Here is a 17737-nt window from a genome sequence, read left to right on the forward strand (position 1 = left end):
ACCCCCCCGCGCCGGCGGCCGCCGCCCCCCCCCCCCCCGTTTTTTGCCCCCCGCTGTCGGGGGGGGGGGGGGGCCGGCCCCCCCCGCCCCCGCCCCCCCCACCCGTTCACCGCTCGAGCCCCGGTCAGTCCTTGTACGCGGCTGCCGTCGCGCTGGACTTCTCCAGGAGCGCGAAGGCGTCCTCGACCTCGGCCTTCTCGGCCGCGTTGGGGTTGGCGTTGGTGCAGGACGTACCGGCGCTGGCGCCGGACATCAGGCTGGAGCACGGCCCCGGCTTCACATCGGGCAGGCCCAGGATGTGGCCCATCTCGTGCGAGGCGATCCGTACGGTGTTGTGGCCCTCGTCCACGGCCTGCCGTCCGAAGTAGATCGTGCCACTGCCGAGGGCGGTGACCTGGGCACGGGGCCAGCCGTTGTCGGCGATGACGCGCAGGTTGGCCCGCTGACCGGAGGCGACCGGCTTGAGCTGTACGTTCTTCACGCTCTGATTCCAGACCGTCGCGCCCTTGGTCACCGCGTCCTTGAACTCGGCGGCCCCGCTGGCGTCGTACGTGACCACACGCGCGGCGGCATCGGGAGCCGGGGCGGCCACCGCCTGGCCGCCCGCCAGGGCGAGCACCGCCGCGATCGCGGCAGGCAATGCGCGGACGAGTCTGCTGGATGTCACATCGGCCTCCTCGTGGGGGAAAGGATCCATTCTGGGCGTGCACATGACGAACCGTCATGTCTCAACGGCCACTGTGCCCACGCCCGCACCCATCCAACCCGTTCTCCCGCGGCCACGTCACACCGGGGTCGGGGGCGGCGCCAGTTGGCAGATCCCCGCGTCCGAAACCTCCCCCCGCGCCGGGTGTTCTCCCTAAGCTGCTGTGCAACCTGCCCCACACCTACCGAGGAGTGATCGCCATGGCGGACACCGCCGATTCCACCCCTGCCCCCGTCTCGCCGTCCGCCGTCGAGGCGGGCCGCTGGGTCCTGGACCCGGCCGGGTCCACGGTCCGCGTCCGGCACAAGACGTTCTGGGGACTGGTCACCGTGACCGGTGTCTTCACAGGCGTCAGCGGGGAGGGCGAAGTGGCGGCGGACGGTTCCGCGCGGGGCACCCTGACCATCGACGCCGCGTCGCTGGACACCCGGAACGCCAAGCGCGACGAGCATCTGCGCAGCAAGGACTTCCTCGACACGGACCACCACCCCGAGATCGTCTTCGTGGCCTCGGGCGCGGTGCCCGGCGAGAGTGCCGCGGTCGCGGTCGACGGTGAGCTGACCATCCTCGGCAACCCCCGCCCGCTGTCCTTCACTGCGCGGCTCACCGAGGCCACCGCCGACGCCGTCACGCTCACCGCCGAGGTCGACGTCGACCGCACCCGCTTCGGCATGACCTGGAACCGGCTGGGGATGATGCCGGGCGCCGCCGCGATGACCGTCACCGCGCGCTTCACCCGCCGTTGACCAGGGCACCCCGCAAAACCTCTAGAATCGCCGGATGGCTCTTCCCGAAAACGGACCCGATGTCGCAGCCGGACCCGATGTCGCAGCCGGACCTGTTGTCGCGGGCGGCCCCGATGGCAGCGAGGCCCTGCGCGTGCTGCACCGCGTCTTCGGCTACGACGCGTTCCGGGGAGGCCAGCAGGAGATCATCGAGCATGTGATAGCCGGTGGTGACGCACTGGTCCTGATGCCGACCGGCGGCGGCAAGTCGCTGTGCTACCAGATCCCCTCGCTCGTGCGGAAGGGGGTCGGGGTGGTCATCTCGCCGCTGATCGCGCTCATGCAGGACCAGGTCGACGCCCTGAGGAACCTCGGCGTGCGGGCCGGGTTCCTCAACTCCACCCAGGACCTGGACGAGCGGCGGCTGGTGGAGGCCGAATTCCTCGCGGGCGAGCTGGATCTGCTCTACCTCGCGCCCGAGCGGCTGCGCGTGGAGTCCACGCTGCGGCTGCTGGACCGGGGCACGGTCTCGCTGTTCGCCATCGACGAGGCGCACTGTGTGGCCCAGTGGGGGCACGACTTCCGGCCGGACTATCTGGCCCTGTCCGAGCTGCACGAGCGCTGGCCCACGGTGCCCCGCATCGCGCTGACCGCGACTGCCACCGAGGCCACCCACGGCGAGATCGCGTCCCGGCTGAAGCTCCAGGACGCCCACCACTTCGTGGCGAGCTTCGACCGCCCCAACATCCAGTACCGGATCGCCCCGAAGAACGAGCCGAAGAAGCAGCTACTGGAGCTGTTGCGCACCGAGCACCCGGGTGACGCCGGAATCGTCTACTGCCTGTCCCGCGCCTCGGTGGAGAAGACGGCCGAGTTCCTGGTGAGCAACGGGATCGAGGCGGTGCCCTACCACGCGGGTCTCGACGCCCAGGTCCGCGCCGAGCACCAGGCGCGCTTCCTGCGGGAGGACGGTCTGGTCGTGGTGGCGACGATCGCGTTCGGCATGGGCATCGACAAGCCGGACGTGCGGTTCGTCGCCCATCTGGACCTGCCGAAGTCGGTCGAGGGCTACTACCAGGAGACGGGCCGCGCCGGGCGTGACGGGCTGCCGTCCACCGCCTGGCTGGCGTACGGGCTGCAGGACGTCATCCAGCAGCGGAAGATGATCGACACCTCCGAGGGCGACGACGCCCACCGGCGCCGGCTGGGGCAGCACCTGGAGGCGATGCTGGCCCTGTGCGAGACCGTCGAATGCCGCCGGGTCCAGCTGCTGGCGTACTTCGGCCAGCGGAGCACCGCGTGCGGCAACTGCGATACGTGTCTGACGCCCCCGGAGTCCTGGGACGGCACCATCCCCGCGCAGAAGCTGCTGTCGACGGTGGTCCGGCTCAAGCGGGAGCGGAACCAGAAATTCGGCGCGGGGCAGGTGATCGACATTCTGCTCGGCAAGAAGACGGCCAAGGTCATCCAGTTCGACCATGACGCGCTGTCGGTGTTCGGCATCGGCACCGAGCTGCGCGAGGCCGAATGGCGCGGTGTGGTACGGCAGTTGCTGGCCCAGGGGCTGATCGGCGTCGAGGGCGACTACGGCACGCTGGTACTCACCGACGCGAGCGCCGAGGTGCTGGGGCGGCAGCGCGAGGTCAGGCTGCGGCGCGAGCCGGAGAAGACACGTACGGGCAAGTCGGCGAAGGCGGGTGCGTCCGGGCCGTCGTCGAAGTCCCGCAAGGCCGCGGCCGATCTGCCGGAGGAGGCGGTGCCGGTCTTCGAGGGGCTGCGGGCCTGGCGGGCGGCGACCGCGAAGGAGCAGGGCGTGCCCGCGTATGTGATCTTCCACGACGCGACGCTGCGCGAGATCGCGACGGTCGTCCCCTCGACGCTGGAGGAGCTGGGCGCGGTGAACGGGGTCGGCGAGAACAAGCTGCTCAAGTACGGGCAGCAGATCCTGGACACGCTGGCGTCCTAGACGGCGCCGGCCGAAGCCCTGCCCCGCTGGTCGGGGCAGGGCTTTGGCATGTGGTGAGCAGAGGGGTTACCGTCGAGTATTACCTCCGGTAACCTCGAGGTGATGGTGGCCGCCGGGGACTGGGGTACTCCGGCGGCCACTCACCTTCCTGGCCTCGGTGCCGCTACAGCTCCTGGATCCGGATGTTGCGGAACGAGACCACATCGCCCGTGCTGTGGTTCTGCAGACCGATGTATCCGGAGGCGAACCGGCGGCCGTCGGTGCCCGGGTCGTCCGAGCGCGGCGGGGTGAAGTCCTGGCCCCCGGCGTTCTCGAACTCATTGATCAGCACACCGTTGCGGTAGATCGTGTAGTGCTGGCCGACCACCCGGATCTCGTAGTCGTTCCAGCTGCCCTTGGGCGTCACACCCGCGCCGCCCAGTCCGACCCGGTCGAAGCCGTAGATCGAGCCCGTCTTGTACATGTCGCCGTCCGGGCGGTCGTTGATCTGTACCTCGTGCCCGTACTTGATGGCGACCCACTCCGGGCGGGACTCCTCGGGGTGGTCGTTCACGTCCGGGAAGCGGACGAAGACACCGCTGTTGGCGTTGCCCGTCCCCGGGGCGTCGTCACGGAACTGCAGCTTCAGCGAGAAGTCGTCGTAGGTGCGCCGCGGGAACCACAGCATGCCCATGCCGTCGACGGTGGAGCTGCTGGTGATGGTGCCGTCGTCGTTCAGCCCGAAGGCACCGCCGCCGACGTGCTGCCACTGGTCGAACGACTTCTTCGTACCGTCGAAGAGGTCGTGGTAGCCCTCGCTCTGGCCGGGCTTGCCGATCCCGGACTCGTCGGCGGCCTGGTTGATGGCGTCGTTCTCGCGCTGGTCGATCACGCCGTCGGAGAGCAGCTTGCCGGTGACCGAGGTGACGTGCTTGAGGAAGAGGGCGTGGGAGGACCAGTCCTTCTCGTCCTCGATCAGCTCGTTGATGGTGCAGCGGGCGCGGGTCATGCGGTTGGGGACGCCGGTGTCGACCGTACCGACGATCACGGTCAGCCGCTCGTCCCACTCCGGGCACGCGGGGGCGGGCACGCCGCCGCCCTCGTCCACGGTGAACGCGAGCGACGTGGCCGACGAGGTGTTCCCGGCCTTGTCGGTGGCGCGGTGGGCGAGGGTGTGGCGGCCGACCCGGTCGACGACGACGGGGGTGGTGTACGCGAGGTACGGGCCGCCGTCGAGGGAGTACTCGGTCTTCGCCACACCGGACCCGGCGTCGGTGGCGGTGAGGGTCACCTTGGCGCTGCCGAGGAAGTTGCCGTCCGAGTTCTTGGTGCCCTCCACCTTCGCGGAGGTCTCGGGCGGGGTGGTGTCCGTACTCGGCGGCGCGACCACGGAGAAGCCCACCGATTTCGCCTCGGAGGTGTTCCCCGCCCGGTCGGTGGCGCGGTAGCGCACCGTGTGGGAGCCGTGGGTGTTCACCGTCACCGGCGCGGTGTACTTCGTGAAGTCGCCGCCGTCGAGGGCGTATTCGATGGTGTTGACGCCGGATCCGGTGTCGGAGGCGGTGATGGTGACGGTGGCCGTGTCGTAGTACTCACCGCCCGGGCCCTGCTTCCCGGACACCGTCGCGGAGGTCTCGGGCGGTGTCTTGTCGTCCGTCGGCGGGGCCACGACGCGGAAGTCCGCCGACTTCACCCCGGAGGTGTTGCCCGCCTTGTCGGTGGCCCGGTAGCGGATGGTGTGCGTGCCCACCTCGTGCACCATCACCGGGGCGGTGTACGGCTGGAACGCCCCGTCCCCCACCGCGTACTCGATCCGGTCCACGCCCGAGCCCGCGTCGGTGGCGGACACCGTGACCGTGGCCATGCCGATGTACGCGCCGTCCGCGTCCTGCTCGCCCTCGACCTTCGCGGAGGTCTCGGGCGCCGTGGTGTCCTCGCCCCCGCCGTCCTCGGTGACCACGAGGATGCCCTGCATCTGGCCGTGGCCGGGGATGGTGCAGTGGTAGCGGTAGCGGCCCGGGGTGAGGGTGACCTCGACGGAGTGCTTGCCGCCGGTGTCGTCCGCGGGGTTGGCGAGGATGTTCAGCGGGACGTCGTTGTTGTACTCGGGATCCGACACGTCGAAGGTGAGCGTGTGCGGCATTCCCATGGTGTTCCCGGTGGCGGTGCTGTTCTCGAAGACGATGGTGGTCTTCCCGGCGACCGCCGTGGTGGGCGCCGAGACGTACTTCGTGATGTCGTCACCCGCGGTCCAGGTCAGCGTCTGCTGTGCCGTGGCCTTCCCGGATGCCGCGGTGGCCGTGGACATACCCGTGGTCAGGCCGAGGACCATGAGCAGCGCGGCGAGCAGCGCCATCCACGATCTGGGGGGTTTCTGCCGCCGTCGTCTCACCGCTGCTCCGCCTTCCTGGCCACGTCCTTGGCGAGCGGGGTGGGCTCGCCGCCCTTGTAGGTGATGTGCCACAGCGCCGACTTGGCGTCGGAGGTGAAGAAGCCGCGCCCGTAGTCGAGGACATAGAGCGAGCCGTCCGGGGCGAACTTCCAGTCCATGAGGTTGCGGATGCCGTCGGCGCCCACCGGGATGATCTTCTTGAGGGATTCGGCGTGCACGGGCAGCCCGCCCTTGCCGACGGTCCTGGGGTCGGTCACCACCGCGTGGCGCGGCTGGTCGCCGTCGTAGAAGTCGCCGACGAACCACTTGCCGTCCCAGTACGCGGGCCACTTGGTGGTGCTGTTGCTGGTCTCGTCGTACCGGTAGACCGGGCCGTTCATGGTGGCCTGGCCACCGCCCTTGAGCCAGGGCAGCAGGAACTTCGCCTCGGACGCCTTGTAGCTGGGGATGCCATTGGCGTCACGCGGATAGTCGGGGGCGCCGCCCTGGGGTGAGTACCAGATGGTGTTCCCGGTGACCGGCGGCAGGTTCACCAGGCCGTTGTTGTTGGGCGACTCGTTCTTGGGGTGATCGCAGTCGTACCAGCCCAGCGGCTTGCCCGGATCGGGCAGGTTGCGGTCGCGGTACGGCTGCTTGTTGCCCATGCAGAACGGCCAGCCGTGGTTGCCCGCCTTGGTGATGGCGGCGAACGTGTCGTACTTGGCGGGGCCCCAGGTGGTGCTGGGCTCGCCCGCGTCGGGGCCGACCCAGCCCGCGTAGAGGATGTCGGTCTTCTTGTCGACGAAGATCCGGGCGGGGTTGCGCACCCCCATCACATAGATCTCGCCGCGGGTCTTGCCGCCGCCCTCGTCGGGCTCCTTGCCGGTGAACAGATTGCCCTCGGGGAGGGTGTAGGTGCCGTCGGCCTCGGGGTGGATCCGCAGGATCTTGCCGTTGAGGTTGTTGGTGTTCCCGGCGGTGCGGCGGGCGTCGGCGAAGGACACGCCCTTGTAGTTCGGCTGCGGGTTGTTTCCCGAGTAACCGTCGCTGAACTGGGAGGAGTTGTTGTCGCCGGTGGCGATGTAGAGATTGCGCTGGGAGTCCCAGGCCATGCCGCCGCCCGCGTGGCAGCAGCTGTGGATCTGCACCGGCCAGGACAGCAGCACCTTCTCCGAGCCGAGGTCGAGCTTGTCGGTCTTCAGGTTCAGCGTGAAGCGGGAGACCCGGCGCTCGGCCATCCGGGTGTCGCGGTTGATCCGGGAGTGCGGGGTGTAGTGCAGATACACCCAGCCGTTGGTGAGGAAGTCCGGGTCCAGCTCGATGCCGAGCAGCCCCTCCTCGTTCTTGATCAGCTCGTCGCCGCCGCCCTTGTTGCCGAAGACGGTGAGCGCGCCGGCGAGCGTCACCTTGCCGGTCTTGGGGTCGTAGACATGGATCTGGCCCTGGCCCTTGCCGATGTCGGGGTCGTTCCAGTCGGTGACGACGGGGGCGCTGTTGTCGCTGCCGCCGCGGCCGATGTACAGCACCCGGCCGTCCGGGGCGGTGACCAGGCCGTGCGGCTCGCCGATCTGGTCCGCCTGGCCGGGCTGGTTGGGCTTGGTGACCCGCTCGGCCTTGTAGTTGGCGGTGATGGTGGCCTGGCAGTCGGCGCGGGCGAGGCGGGTGGTCCACAGCAGCGCGCCGCGCAGATGGGCGCGGAAGTCCGTCTCCCGGAATCCGGCCGCCGTGCCGCCCATGCCGGTGTAGAAGGACCGGCCGCCGTCGTAGTCGCGGCACCAGGAGATGGGGTGGTCCCAGCCGTTGGCGTCCGCGCCCGGCTGGTAGCTGCTCTCCCGGACCCGGGCGACGGTGTGCACCTGGCCGGAAGGATTCGTCTTCCAGTTGAGCCAGGTGTCGGGGCGCTTCCACTCCAGCGGCAGGTCCTTGGTGGCCGGATGGGTCCGGTCGCCGACCTCGACGACGGCCCGCTGGACGGTGGCGGGGCTGGTGGCGGCGGGGCGCGCGCCGATCAGACCGGTGAACCAGTCCGAGTACGGCTCGTTGCGCGCCGCGTCGTGGATGCCGAGGAAGCCGCCGCCCGCCTCCATGTACGTTTCGAGTCCGGCTTCCTGCTCCGGGTCGAGCACATCGCCCGCGCCGGTCAGGAAGACGACCGCGTTGTACGTGCCGAGCTTCGGCGTCGTGAAGACGGAGGCGTCGGCGGTGGCGTCGACCGTGAAGCGGGTCGCCGCCGGGCCCTGGTTGCCGATGCGCTCGATGGCCTCGATACCGGCGTCCACGGTCGGCGCCTCGTCCCCGGCCGAGCCGTGGAAGACCAGCACCTTGACGTCGTCACCGCCCGGCGGGGACGGCAGCGCCGGCCGCGGCCGCTCCTCGGGGCGGGCGGCGGCGGGGGTGCCGCCGAGCATGGTCGCGGTGACGGCCCCGAACAGCAGTGCCGCCAACGCCGCGCGTCTCCTCCGCGGCCGACGCTGCGTCAGCCGACGCCTTTCCGAGGGCTTTTGGTACGGTTCATCCCGCATGAGTAACCCATCCCTCTCCGGTACCGGATACACCGCTGAAGGAAGCTAGACGCCTTTTCGCGGTCCGCCAATAGCTATGACCGCAACTCGACGAACTTTGTCCTGAGTGTGGATGAACGAGCGCCCTCCGGCTACCGTGATGCCATCCCCGGGGCACGTGCGCATCGGCAACGACGGAACAGCCGCACCGAGTTGGGAGAGCGATGAGCGACGCACCCGGCACCATGCCCAGACGCGGCTTCAGCCGCCGCCTGCTCGCCGGTGGCGCGGCCGCCGCGGCGATCAGCGGCCCGCTGCCCCTCGCCTCCCCGGCCTCCGCCACTTCCGCGGAAGGCCCGAAGCGGCGCGTGGCCACGGCGGCGGCCGGTGGCGTGGTGCGCCGTATGAAGCTGTACGCGGAGAAGCTGCCCGACGGGCAGATGGGCTACGGCCTGGAGAAGGGCAAGGCGTCCATCCCCGGCCCGCTGATCGAGCTGACCGAGGGCGACACCCTGCACATCGAGTTCGAGAACACCATGGACGTCACCGCCAGCCTCCATGTGCACGGCCTGGACTACGACACCGCCAGCGACGGCACCCAGCTCAACCGGAGCGCCGTGGAACCGGGCGGGACGCGTACGTACACCTGGCGCACCCACGCCCCGGGCACCCGCGCGGACGGCACCTGGCGGCCGGGCAGCGCGGGCTACTGGCACTACCACGACCACGCGGTCGGCACCCCGCACGGCACCGGGGGCATCCGCAAGGGGCTGTACGGTCCGGTGGTGGTGCGCCGGGCGGGCGACATCCTGCCGCAGAAGCAGTTCACCATCGTCTTCAACGACATGACGATCAACAACAAGTCGGGCCATGACGCGCCCGAGTTCAAGGCGACGGTGGGCGAACGCGTCGAGATCATCATGATCACCCACGGCGAGTACTACCACACCTTCCATATGCACGGTCATCGCTGGGCGGACAACCGCACGGGCATTCTGGAGGGGCCGGACGACCCGAGCCGGGTCATCGACAACAAGATCACCGGCCCGGCCGACTCGTTCGGCTTCCAGGTCATCGCCGGGGAGAACACCGGCGCGGGCGCGTGGATGTACCACTGCCATGTACAGAGCCATTCCGACATGGGGATGGCGGGGCTCTTCCTGGTCGCCAAGCCCGACGGCACGATCCCGGGCTACGACCCGCACCACCTGACGGCCGACCGGAAGTAGCCGAAGGGCGGTCCGGCTCAGGAGGATCCGTCCGGATCCCAGTGCAGCAGGCGCACCTGGGCGACGGTGCGGACGTGGCGGCGCATGGCCGCGGCCGCGGCCTTGGAGCGGCCCTCGGCGATGGCGTCCAGGATCTTCCGGTGCTGGGCGAACGACCGCTTGGGGCGGCCCGGCTGACGCAGTGACTCCTCCCGGCTCTCGCCGATCTGCTCGGCGATGGAGCGCATGAACTCCGCCAGCAGCGGGCTGTGGGCGGCCGCGGTGACGGCGGCGTGGAAGCGGCGGTCGCCCTCGACGCCGTGGCGGCCCGTCGCGATCTCGTCCTCCATCCAGTTGAGCGCCTGCTCCAAGGCGGCGAGGTCGTCGTCGGTGCGGCGCTCGGCGGCGAGTTCGGCGAGCTTGGTCTCCAGCGCCTCGCGGGCGTCGAGCACATCGGGCAGCCGCCGCCTGCGCTCCATCAGGCGCTCCACGGGCTCGGTGTCGAGGCTGTCGCGGAGCAGCCGCATACCGCCGCCCTGGCGCACCTCGACCAGGCCCTGCACCTCCAGCACGACGATGGCCTGCTTGACGGAGGCGCGGCTGATGCCGAGCCGCTCGGCGAGTTCCCGTTCGGTGGGCAGCCGGTCGCCCGCGCGCAGCCCGCCCTCCTCGACGTAGGTGCGCAGCCGCTCCAGCACCTGCTCGTACAGGCGCTGACGGTTCATCGGGCGCAGTGCGTCGTCGGCCATACGAGCTTCCCCCTGCTGCGGCTGGCTGCTGCGGTTGGTGACGGCTCCGATCCGCAGCGTAGCACCCGGCGAGCACCAATGGTCGATTGGCTCAGCCAATGTGCCACGCATGTATTGACTGTTGCACCTCCCCGCCCGCAACGTGTGTCGCGGCTGGGCCACTTGTGACGGGAGCGCGCTCGATGTCCGACGAACTGATCTCGATACTCGTGCTGGTGGTGGTCTTCGTGATCGCCACCACCAGATCGATCAACATGGGCGCGCTCTCCTTCGCCGCCGCCTTCGGCGTGGGGGAGCTGGTCGCCGACTTCGACGCGGACCACATCTTCGCCGGGTTCCCGGGCGATCTGTTCGTGGTGCTGGTGGGCGTGACGTATCTGTTCGCGCTGGCCCGGGCCAACGGGACCACCGACTGGCTGGTGCACGCCGCGATCCGGCTGGTGCGCGGGCGGGTGGCGCTGATCCCGTGGGTGATGTTCGCGATCAGCGGCGTGCTGACCGCGATCGGCGCGGTGAGCCCGGCGGCGGTCGCGATCGTGGCGCCCCTCGCGCTGAGCTTCGCGGCGCGCTACCGGATCAGCCCGCTGCTGATGGGGGCCATGGTGGTGCACGGCGCCCAGGGCGGCGGCTTCTCCCCCATCAGCATCTACGGCTCGATCGTCAACGGCATCGTGGAGCGGGAGAAGCTGCCGGGCAACGAGGTTGCCCTGTTCCTGGCCAGCCTCGTCGTCAATCTGCTCATCGCGGCCGTCGTGTTCGTCGTGTGCGGCGGGCTGAAGCTGCCCCGTACCGACACCGCGGACGCCTCCGAGGAAGCGGCGTCGGACGCGGACACCCGGCTCACCCCGGCCCGGATCGCGACCCTGGTGGCGCTGGTGGCGCTGGTGGTCGCGGTGCTCGCCTTCGACCTGGACGCCGGGCTCACCGCGATCACCCTCGCGGTCGCGCTCAGCGCCTTCTGGCCGGACCACGGCAAGCGGGCCGTCAACGAGATCACCTGGCCCACCGTGCTGCTGATCTGCGGTGTGCTCACCTATGTCGGGGTGCTGGACGAGATGGGCACCATCACTTACGCGGGCAACGCGGTCACCGACATCGGCATTCCGCTGCTCGCGGCGCTGCTGCTGTGCTACATCGGGGCGATCATCTCGGCCTTCGCCTCGTCCGTGGGCATCATGGGCGCGCTCATCCCGCTCGCCGTCCCCTTTCTCTCCCAGGGGCACATCGGCGCGGTGGGCATGATCGCGGCGCTCTCGGTCTCGGCGACGGTCGTCGACGTCAGCCCCTTCTCGACGAACGGGGCGCTGGTGCTGGCGGCCGCGCCCGATGTCGACCGGGACCGGTTCTTCCGCCAGCTGATGATCTACGGCGGCATCATGGTGGTCGTCGTCCCCGCCGCCGTCTGGCTGACGATGGTGGTCCCGGGCCTGGGCTGAACGGCCCGGCCCGGGACCGAAGGGTCAGCACATCGTGTAGTCGGCCCGGCTGCTGTTGTACGAGCAGGTGTCGACCGTGGTGCCGCCGCTCCTGCGGAGCGTGGCCTTGTCGCTGGTGTTGTTCCAGACGTAGGCGCGGCGGTCCTGGTACTTGGTGGCGGAGGTGTCCGAGCCGGCGCCGGTCCGCACCGTCACCGTCTTGCCCGCGCCGAGGGTGTACGAGGGGAAGGTGTACGCGTGGCGGCTCGCGTCGACGACCACCCAGCCCTTGAGGCTCACCCCGCGCGAGGTGGAGTTCTTGATCTGCACATACTCGGCGTTGAGGCTGGAGTTGCTCCGGTTGTCCGTACCGGGAGAGTCGTAATAGATCTTGTGAAGGTGCACGGAGCCCGCGGCCCCGGCAGGCGCCGCGGGATACAGCAGCGCGATGGCACAGCCCGCGGCGATGGCCGCGCCGGCCCTGGCGGTGTGACGGAACATGACGTCTCTCCCCTTGCGTCGTGTCGCGGTGGTGCGCACACAGACGGACGGACGGCCGCGCCCGAGATGGTTTGGGAGTCACGAGGTGACTCCCTCGGTGCGGCCGTCCGTCCGTCTCCCCCCACCTGTGTGGGCAACCAGAGTGGACCGCGGAGATCCATCGCGGCAGGGCTGCGCGGCCCCTGATCAGGGGCCGTCCGGCCCTTGCGGCACGCCCTTGACGCACGAACGGGGAGCTGGGGCGGGGGCGCGTCAGCGTCCGTACTGCGCCCCGCCGTTGATGTGCAGGACCTGCCCGGTGACATACGCGGCCTCCGGGGAGGCCAGATAGCGGATGGCGGCGGCTATCTCGGCGGGTACGCCCGGCTGTCCGGTGAGCGTCTGCCCGATCTGCTGCGCGATGAACTCCGGAGTGCCGCGCTCGCCGAAGAACTCGGTGTCCTCGACATAGCCGGGGGCCACCGCGTTGGCGGTGACGCCCTCCGCGCCCAGCCGCTTGGCCAGTTCGAAGGTGTAGGTGTGCAGGGCGGCCTTGGTGCCGCCGTACGAACCGGGGCCGCGCAGCGCCGCCACCGAGGAAAGGTGCACGATCCGGCCACCGGGGCGGGCGATATGCGGAATGAGGGCTTCGGTCAACAGGACGGCGGTGAGCACATTGGCCGCGAAGTTGCGCTGGTACTGGTCGGCGATGCCTTCCAGAGTGCCGTCGTTGCCGGGTGCGACATTGCCGCCCGCGTTGGTGACGATCACGTCGACGGGGCCGTCGGCGGCGATCTCCTCGGCGGCGCGGCGGGTCTGCGCGGGGTCGCTCAGGTCGGCGCCGGTCCAGGTGACCAGGCCGTCCCCGTGGGCGGCGTTCAGCTTGCCGGCCGCCGCGCGCAGCACTTCGGTGCGGCGTCCGACGATGACGACCCGGTCGCCGTCCGCGGCGAAGGACTCCGCGGTCGCCAGTCCGATGCCCGTACCGCCGCCCGACACCACGATCCGTCGCCCCATTACGGCCTCCATCGTGCAAATCGTTGAATCTCGATCACAAGTGTGAATTGACGCTAGGCAGAAAGCGCTTTCCCGTCAAGGGTGTTGGCTTGCGTTCACTATTGACAGGTTCTGTCGCCACTGGCCGAATGATCGGCGCCCCACCGTGTTCCCACAGCTGTTCCGGCATGTGTTCCGGCAGCTGTTCCGGCAAGGAGGACATGTGCGTTTACGTTCGGCCCTCGCCAGACCCGTCAGACCTCTCATCGGCGTGCTCGTCCTGGCGCTCGGCGTATTCGGTCTGCTGACCGCCCCCGGCCCCGCCGCGGCCGCCGCGGCCGACGACCCCGGCCCCGTCATCAACGGCCTGCGCGGTGACTACTACCTCCAGTCCGCCCCGGGAGCCTTCGATTTCCACGAGCTCAAGGCGACCACCCTCGATACGTCCCTCGACTTCGACAACCTGGAGCCGCGGCTGCAGACCGCCACCGGGCGGTCCGACGACGTCAGCGTCCGGTGGACCGGCCGGCTCGTCCCCGGGCGCTCCGGGGCGCACACCTTCTCGATCACCGGCGACAACGGTTTCCGGCTGTGGATCGACGGCCGGCCCGTCATCGACCACTGGGTCGACGACTGGGACAAGGAACAGACCTCCGAGCCGGTCGAGCTGACCGCGGGCCGCGCGTACGACATCAAGGTCGAATACTTCGAGCACTACGGCGGCTCCAACCTCCACCTCGCCTGGACCCCGCCCGGCGGGACCAAGGAGCCGGTGCCGGCGTCGGCCTTCCGGCTGCCCCCGGACTTCGGCTACGAGGGCCCGGTGAGCAGCTCCGTCCAGCGGGACGGCCGGACGCTGCTGATGGACTTCGCCCGCCCCCTCGCCACTCCCCCGGCCGGGCTGACCGGCCACCTCACCGCCGTCATCGGCGGCGCGGCCTGGCCGCTGGGCCGGGCCCGGCTGGACCCGGCCGACCCCTCGCGGCTGCTGCTCGCGCTCGAGGAACCGGTGGTGGGCCGCGGCGGCGAGGCGATCGTGCGCTACGACGGCGAGGGCGGCCTGGCGAACGACAAGGGCGCCATCGGCCAGTTCCTCGCCTTCGGCGGCAACAGCTCGACGTACCAGCTGAGCACCCCGTGGGCCAAGGACGTGGGCCCGGACAACGCCCACCCCGAATACCCGCGCCCGCAGCTGACCCGCGACCGGTGGAAGAACCTCAACGGCAGCTGGCAGTTCGCCGCCGCCGAGAAGGGCCAGGCGCCCCCGTTCGGGCAGCGGCTGCGCGAACGCGTCCTGGTGCCGTATCCGGTGGAGTCCAAGCTGTCCGGTCTGGAGCGCCACGAGGACCGCATGTGGTACCGGCGCACCTTCACCGTCCCCGCGGGCTGGAACGTCGGCGACGGGCAGCGGCTGAAGCTGAACTTCGACGCCGTGGACTGGCAGGCGCAGGTCTACGTCAACGGCACCCGCGTCGCCGAGCACCGCGGCGGCTACGACCGGTTCAGCGCCGACGTCACCGACGCCCTGCGCCCGGGCCGCACCCAGGAGCTGCTGGTCGGCGTGTACGACCCGACGGACGCCGAGGACGGCGAGAACCCGCCGATGGGCAAGCAGCGGCTGGACCCCAGCGGCATCTTCTACACCCCCTCCTCCGGCATCTGGCAGACCGTGTGGATGGAGCCGGTGGCCGCCGACCACGCCGACAGCCTCAAGCTGACCCCCGACGTGCCGGGCCAGGCGCTCACCGCGGAGGTCCGCGGGGTGCGGGACGGCGTGCCCGTCACCGCGACCGCGTACGAGGGGAAGCGCGCGGTCGGCACGGTGACCGGGCGCACCGGCTCGGCCCTGACCGTGCCGGTGCCCTCGCCCCGGCTGTGGTCGCCGGACGATCCGTATCTGTACCGGCTGGAGGTGACCGTCGGGCGGGGCGCGAAGGCCGACCGGGTGACGAGCTACTTCGGCATGCGCAGCATCGCGGTCGAGGAGGTCGCCGGCAAGAAGCGCATTGTGCTCAACGGGAAGCCGTTCTTCTCGATGGCCACCCTCGACCAGGGCTTCTGGCCGGACGGTCTGCACACCGCGCCGACGGACCAGGCGCTGGCGTACGACCTGAGGATGCACAAGCGGATGGGGTTCAACTCCGTGCGCAAGCACATCAAGGTCGAACCCGACCGCTGGTACTACTGGGCCGACCGGCTCGGTCTGATGGTGTGGCAGGACATGCCCGCCATGAACACGATCGCGCCCTCGGAGCAGGCGCAGGGCCAGTACGAGCGCGAGATGAAGGCCATGATCGACCAGCACATCAGCAGCCCGTCGATCGGCGTCTGGGTCACCTTCAACGAGGGATGGGGCCAGTACGGCGGCCCGAAGGTGCCCGCGCTCGCCAAGGGCTGGGACCCCTCACGGCTCATCGACGGCGCCAGCGGCTGGAACGACACCGGCAACGGCGACCTCGCCGACATCCATGCCTACCCCGGCCCCGGCGAACCCCGCCCCGACGCCCGGCGGGCGGGCGTCATCGGCGAGTACGGCGGTCTCGGGCTGGCCGTACCGGGGCACGCCTGGCCGGTGCAGCACACCTATGTGGGCGTGGACCAGGAGCAGTACACGGCCGAATATCTGAAGCTGCTGGACAAGGTGCGGCAGCAGGTGGCCTGCCATGGGAACAGCGGCGCGGTCTACACCCAGATCACGGATGTGGAGGGCGAGCTGAATGGGCTCATCACCTATGACCGCAGAGAGGTCAAGCCCGATGTGGAGCGGCTGCGCGAGGCGCACCGGTCCCTGATCCGCGCGGCGGAGGACCCGGCGTCGATGGAGTGCACCGGCTAGCCCGTACGCGTAACGACCGGCGGCGCCCCCGGCGCCGCCGGTCTTGATCGCCGCCTCACGCCGTGTCAGCGTGACGACGCGTCCTGTCCCTCCGAGCGCCTCGGGAGACTCCTGGTGACCGCACCCTCCGCGCTGCCCGTGGACATCGCGCGCGCCCGGCGCCACGGCATCGCCGATCTGCTGGCGCGCAGCGCCGCCCGGCTGCCCGGCAAGACGGCCGTGGTGTACGGCGCGCTGCGTCAGACGTACGCGGAGCTGGACGCGCTGGTGAGCCGCACGGCGGGCGCGCTGGCGGCGCGCGGTGTCGCCCGGGGCGACCGGGTGGTGCTGTACGCGCGCAACTCGCACGGCTATGTGGTGGCGTACTTCGCGCTGGCCCGGCTGGGCGCGGTGTCGGTGCCGGTCAACTTCATGCTGAGGCCCCCGGAGGTCGCGTATCTCCTCGCCCACTCGGGCGCGGTCGGGGTCATCGCGGGCGACGGCCTGCTGGATGCGGCCGACGCGGCGCTGGCCGAGGCCGCACCGGCCCGCCTCGCCCTGCGCGCGGCCATCGGCGGGGAGGAGCGGGAGGGCTGGGAGGACTTCGCCGCGCTGGGCGAGGAGTACGGCCATCCCGTGCCCGATCCCGCCCTGGACGACGACGATCCGGTCCAGCTCATGTACACCTCGGGGACGGAGTCGCGCCCCAAGGGCGCGATCATGACGAGCCGCTGTCTGATCTCGCAGTATCTGACGACGATCGTGGACGGCGGGATGGCGGCCGACGATGTCGAGGTCCACGCGCTGCCGCTGTACCACTGCGGCCAGTTGCACGTCTTCCTCACCCCGGACGTGTATCTGGGGGCCACCTCGATCATCCTGCCCGGCCCGGATCCGGCGGCGCTGCTGGCGACGGTCGAGACGGAGCGGGTGACCAAGCTGTTCGCGCCGCCCACCGTGTGGATCGCGCTGCTGCGGCATCCGGATTTCGACAGCCGCGATCTGTCGTCGCTGCGGAAGGGGTATTACGGCGCCGCGGCCATGCCGGTCGCCGTGCTGGCCGAGCTGCGCAGGCGGCTGCCGGGGCTCGCGCTGTACAACCTCTACGGGCAGACCGAGATGTCGCCGATCGCGACCGTCCTCGGCCCGGCCGACCAGGAGCGCAAGGCCGGGTCGGCGGGGCGGGCCGCGCTCAACGTCGAGACGCTGGTGGTGGACGAGGACGACCGTCCCGTACCGCCGGGCACGGTCGGGGAGATCGTGCACCGCGGCCCGCACACCATGCTCGGCTACTGGCGGGATCCCGAGCGCACCGCGGAGGCGTTCCGCGGCGGCTGGTTCCACAGCGGCGACCTCGGGGTCATGGACGAGGAGGGCTATCTGACCGTCGTCGACCGCAAGAAGGACATGGTGAACAGCGGCGGCGAGAACGTGTCCGGGCGCGAGGTGGAGGAGGCCCTGCACGCCCACCCCGCGGTGGCGGAGGCCGCGGTGTTCGGGGTGCCGCATCCGTACTGGATCGAGGCCGTGACGGCGGTCGTGGTGGCCAGGGCGGGAGAGCGGGTGTCGGCCGAGGAGATCGTGGCGCACTGCGGGGAGCGGCTGGCCGGGTACAAGGTGCCCAAGTACGTGGTGGTGGCCGCGTCCCTGCCGAAGAACCCCAGCGGCAAGATCCTCAAACGGGAACTGCGCGACACCTACGGACACCTCGGCGCCGACGGTTGACGGTTCTGTGTCAACTGTTCGGGGCGGTCCCGGAACCCGGTTTTAGGATGCGGTATTCCCCTGACGTGCCGACGAACCGCCCGAGGGCCCTCCATGAGCAA

The 17737-nt window shown here is 70.4% G+C and carries 12 protein-coding genes; 6 read left to right on the forward strand and 6 right to left on the reverse strand.

Annotation, left to right across the window (positions count from 1 at the left end; all coding sequences use genetic code 11):
- Positions 1-124: 124 nt before the first annotated feature.
- Positions 125-667 (reverse strand): snapalysin family zinc-dependent metalloprotease, encoded by a 543-nt coding sequence (locus tag ACFZCY_RS15840; protein WP_391173016.1) that lies wholly within the window; start codon positions 665-667, stop codon positions 125-127.
- 239 nt (positions 668-906) lie between these two features.
- On the opposite strand from ACFZCY_RS15840, the gene ACFZCY_RS15845 reads away from it, so the two are divergent.
- Together ACFZCY_RS15845 and recQ are read left to right on the forward strand one after the other, a co-directional pair.
- Entirely contained in the window at positions 907-1452 is a 546-nt protein-coding gene (locus ACFZCY_RS15845) for a YceI family protein (protein WP_391173019.1), read from the forward strand.
- Between the two features lie 34 nt (positions 1453-1486).
- The gene (gene recQ, locus ACFZCY_RS15850; RefSeq protein WP_391173021.1) at positions 1487-3397 is read left to right on the forward strand and encodes a DNA helicase RecQ; all 1911 of its coding nucleotides are present in this window, start codon (positions 1487-1489) and stop codon (positions 3395-3397) included.
- Between the two features lie 163 nt (positions 3398-3560).
- On the opposite strand, the gene ACFZCY_RS15855 is transcribed toward recQ, so the two are convergent.
- Together ACFZCY_RS15855 and ACFZCY_RS15860 are read right to left on the reverse strand one after the other, a co-directional pair.
- Positions 3561-5732 (reverse strand): OmpL47-type beta-barrel domain-containing protein, encoded by a 2172-nt coding sequence (locus tag ACFZCY_RS15855; RefSeq protein ID WP_391173024.1) that lies wholly within the window; start codon positions 5730-5732, stop codon positions 3561-3563.
- Between the two features lie 32 nt (positions 5733-5764).
- Positions 5765-8155 (reverse strand): ThuA domain-containing protein, encoded by a 2391-nt coding sequence (locus tag ACFZCY_RS15860; protein WP_391173672.1) that lies wholly within the window; start codon positions 8153-8155, stop codon positions 5765-5767.
- Between the two features lie 338 nt (positions 8156-8493).
- Here ACFZCY_RS15860 and ACFZCY_RS15865 point away from each other — a divergent pair, with 338 nt between their 5' ends.
- Positions 8494-9477 (forward strand): multicopper oxidase domain-containing protein, encoded by a 984-nt coding sequence (locus ACFZCY_RS15865; RefSeq protein ID WP_391173675.1) that lies wholly within the window; start codon positions 8494-8496, stop codon positions 9475-9477.
- Between the two features lie 17 nt (positions 9478-9494).
- Here the strand turns inward: ACFZCY_RS15865 and ACFZCY_RS15870 are convergent, their stop codons facing one another.
- Positions 9495-10205: an FCD domain-containing protein gene (locus ACFZCY_RS15870; protein WP_391173027.1), complete on the reverse strand. Its 711-nt coding sequence runs from the start codon at positions 10203-10205 to the stop codon at positions 9495-9497.
- Between the two features lie 182 nt (positions 10206-10387).
- Between ACFZCY_RS15870 and ACFZCY_RS15875 the strand changes: the two genes are divergently transcribed.
- Positions 10388-11641, forward strand: a complete 1254-nt coding sequence (locus tag ACFZCY_RS15875; protein WP_391173029.1) for an SLC13 family permease — start codon at positions 10388-10390, stop codon at positions 11639-11641.
- 24 nt (positions 11642-11665) lie between these two features.
- Here ACFZCY_RS15875 and ACFZCY_RS15880 read toward each other — a convergent pair whose 3' ends face one another.
- Positions 11666-12121, reverse strand: a complete 456-nt coding sequence (locus tag ACFZCY_RS15880; RefSeq protein WP_391173032.1) for a lamin tail domain-containing protein — start codon at positions 12119-12121, stop codon at positions 11666-11668.
- A gap of 252 nt (positions 12122-12373) precedes the next feature.
- Positions 12374-13117, reverse strand: a complete 744-nt coding sequence (locus ACFZCY_RS15885; RefSeq protein WP_391173035.1) for an SDR family oxidoreductase — start codon at positions 13115-13117, stop codon at positions 12374-12376.
- Between the two features lie 202 nt (positions 13118-13319).
- Here ACFZCY_RS15885 and ACFZCY_RS15890 point away from each other — a divergent pair, with 202 nt between their 5' ends.
- Entirely contained in the window at positions 13320-15932 is a 2613-nt protein-coding gene (locus ACFZCY_RS15890) for a PA14 domain-containing protein (protein WP_391173038.1), read from the forward strand.
- Between the two features lie 114 nt (positions 15933-16046).
- A complete protein-coding gene (locus ACFZCY_RS15895) occupies positions 16047-17636 on the forward strand; it encodes a fatty acyl-CoA synthetase (RefSeq protein WP_391173042.1) in 1590 nt (529 codons plus the stop codon).
- Positions 17637-17737: the final 101 nt, after the last annotated feature.

The sequence above is a fragment of the Streptomyces sp. NPDC007983 genome (genome assembly GCF_042958345.1).
Lineage (GTDB): Bacteria > Actinomycetota > Actinomycetes > Streptomycetales > Streptomycetaceae > Streptomyces.

Coding starts and splice junctions, on each gene's coding strand:
- ACFZCY_RS15845 (WP_391173019.1), top strand. CDS start 907: ATGGCGGACACCGCCGATTCCACCCCTGCCCCCGTCTCGCCGTCCGCC.
- recQ (WP_391173021.1), top strand. CDS start 1,487: ATGGCTCTTCCCGAAAACGGACCCGATGTCGCAGCCGGACCCGATGTC.
- ACFZCY_RS15855 (WP_391173024.1), bottom strand. CDS start 5,732: ATGGCGCTGCTCGCCGCGCTGCTCATGGTCCTCGGCCTGACCACGGGT.
- ACFZCY_RS15860 (WP_391173672.1), bottom strand. CDS start 8,155: ATGCTCGGCGGCACCCCCGCCGCCGCCCGCCCCGAGGAGCGGCCGCGG.
- ACFZCY_RS15865 (WP_391173675.1), top strand. CDS start 8,494: ATGCCCAGACGCGGCTTCAGCCGCCGCCTGCTCGCCGGTGGCGCGGCC.
- ACFZCY_RS15870 (WP_391173027.1), bottom strand. CDS start 10,205: ATGGCCGACGACGCACTGCGCCCGATGAACCGTCAGCGCCTGTACGAG.
- ACFZCY_RS15875 (WP_391173029.1), top strand. CDS start 10,388: ATGTCCGACGAACTGATCTCGATACTCGTGCTGGTGGTGGTCTTCGTG.
- ACFZCY_RS15880 (WP_391173032.1), bottom strand. CDS start 12,121: ATGTTCCGTCACACCGCCAGGGCCGGCGCGGCCATCGCCGCGGGCTGT.
- ACFZCY_RS15885 (WP_391173035.1), bottom strand. CDS start 13,117: ATGGGGCGACGGATCGTGGTGTCGGGCGGCGGTACGGGCATCGGACTG.